The organism is uncultured Gimesia sp. (genome assembly GCF_937910335.1).
Lineage (GTDB): Bacteria > Planctomycetota > Planctomycetia > Planctomycetales > Planctomycetaceae > Gimesia.
In genome coordinates this window covers 1-2,414 of the sequence record NZ_CALEMX010000432.1, presented here as the reverse complement: position 1 = coordinate 2,414, position 2,414 = coordinate 1, and the positions used below count along the sequence as shown (strand labels likewise).

The window sequence follows — 2,414 nt, the reverse complement described above, 5'->3', positions numbered from 1 at the left end:
ATATGAACTGGTTAGTAAGGAATTATATATTGAAAAACAATCATCGTTCATTCTGAAATCAGTTCAAACAGAAATCGAATACCCTTTATCATCTGAACAACAAATACAACCTGTTAAAATGGTCTGGCGTAATCTGGATTCCAAAGTCAAAGTATTACCTTCCTGGAAACGAAAAGGCTCACCCGATCTTACTAGTCAGGATGCAATCCTGGCTAGTATATTAAAACCTGGTATGAAAGAAGAAGAGAAAGCCCTCGCCATTTGGAAATTGCTGGTTGACTGGCGCTATCATTACTACCCAGCGGAAGCGGGGGATGAAATTCACGACCCTGTTAAATTCCTCAATGTCTATGGCTACGGATTCTGCGATGATTGTGCCACGAACTTCACGGTCTTAGCACGAAAAGCGGGGTTGCAGAGCCGTACCTGGGGCCTCTCAGGACACGTGGTCGCAGAAGCATTCTACGACAAACGCTGGCATATGTTTGATCCAGATCACCAGGCTTTTTATCGAAACAAGTTGGGAGTGATTGCCGGAGTCGAAGAACTTTCCCAGTATCCCGAATTAATAACATCTACGCCTCGAGATCCGATCGGCAGTTCCTCACAGCAGATTGCCAAACTATATACTTCAACTCACGATAATCAGTTTTCTGAAAGACGCCCCGCTATAATAGACTCTGTCCTGGCCCCCATACTGGAACCTTTGGACCAAGTTGAATTTCGATTTACAAACCCGGAATTTTTCCATCAGAAAACAATAATCAATTCAGTAAAACCACCGATTGTCGGTAATGGAACCTTAAAACGCATCGTTAACCAAACACAAAATCTAAAACAGACTCAGTCTAATCAGCGTCAGTGGCACTTCAAATGGCCTTATGTCTTTTTAAGAGGGACGCTCGACCTGAAATTAAAGACGAATGATATTCTACCTCGGGTATTCATCTCTCAGAACACAAAAACTTGGCAGAAAATTGGCGGAGTTTTGTCTGAAGATCACCTACGTATTTCTCTCGATCAATGGATTCAAAACCAACCAACGGCAGTTTATGAATGCTTTATCCGACTGGATAATCCAACAAAAACTGATCCTGCTGATACAATACATCAGATGAATTTAGAACTGCTCTTTCAGTTTGCACCACGAGCACTGGCACACATTCGAAACAAAAACAATTCTTTTGAAATGAAATTAACTTCTACCCCTGCAAAGAAATGGAGAGGTATGGAAGTTCAATTATTGTGGAAAGAAATGGAACATTGATTTTCTCTCATTCAGGTAACCGGGCGATAATGATTTAAACAAAATCAGTACTTTAGATTGCGGTTCCGATATGGCTTATGACGAAACACTTGCCGAACGGGTTCACAAATTATTGAAGCGTCAGCAAGGATTTTCCCAGCGAAAAATGTTTGGTGGACTCTGTTATATGCTACACGGAAACATGTGCTGTGGTATCACACAGAATGAATTGATGTTACGTCTGGGAGAAAAAAACGCGATGAAGGCATTAGAAATGCCTTACACACGAGAAATGGACTTTACTGGCAAACCAATGAAGAGCATGATATTTGTAGAACAACCAGGCTTTGAGGAGGATGACGACCTTAAATATTGGGTCAGTCAGGCCGTCAAGTTTGTGAAATCACTTCCACCTAAACCTTAACAGCCTACTCAATTCGCGGTAAGGAATCAGAATGTCAGCAGTCCGCTCAACTGCTCACAACGAATCATACTTCAAGAGTTTAACTTCGTTGTGTTCCATTTCGTTATGGCCTATACCAGGAGCTGTAAAAATAAGAAGGGTTGTAGTACAAAGTCGGTGCCGGTTGTAAAATCTCGACGTTTGATGGAAATATGCTCTTGGTGACAGTTGGTCGACTTAGCGAGATTCCCATTCGGTGTCGATCATTAATCCTTCGAACACGTTGCTCAGCCTGGGCAAGAGCTCTTTGATGGATCAATTTTTGACTCGTACTCATCCGTTGATAGACTTTTTGAGAACCAGTTTGGTGATGACTGGAACTAGACTTTGCTGTGATCGTCACCTGTGGATTACTCTTTTCCGGAGATACCTGAAGAGGTTTCTGCTCCTGGCCAAATACTGCCATCGTCAGGAAAAATGAGGACATGATCACAAGAGAATAAACAGAAGAGCGCATAGTGAGCCTTTCTCTTCATAAGATTGATTTAATAAGGCGATGTCAAAGCAGGGCACTCAGCGCTGCGCATAGTTATCCTTAGATCGGATATATCATGCTTGATTCATCGACTTAAAAAATAACAGATCTGAGCAATTTCAATTGAATAACTCGATCAGCGACTATTTTGGTCAAGAAATTGCGGACTAGGGAAACTTGACGATCTCGACCCATGAGGGAGATTTTCCCACTTCATATGTCGCAAGTCG

Annotated in this window: 2 protein-coding genes; both read left to right on the top strand. The window is 42.0% G+C overall.

Annotated elements, in window-relative coordinates; all coding sequences use genetic code 11:
• Positions 1-1,267 (top strand): transglutaminase-like domain-containing protein (locus tag Q0668_RS17105; protein ID WP_298866819.1); only part of this gene is annotated, 1,267 nt, incomplete at its 5' end.
• Positions 1,268-1,337: 70 nt separating this feature from the next.
• Complete coding sequence (locus Q0668_RS17100) at positions 1,338-1,670, top strand: TfoX/Sxy family protein (protein ID WP_298866817.1); 333 nt, start codon at positions 1,338-1,340, stop codon at positions 1,668-1,670.
• Positions 1,671-2,414: the final 744 nt, after the last annotated feature.

Bases quoted from the DNA above. Each gene is read 5' to 3' on its own strand.
- Q0668_RS17100 (WP_298866817.1), top strand. From the start codon at position 1,338: ATGGCTTATGACGAAACACTTGCCGAACGGGTTCACAAATTATTGAAG.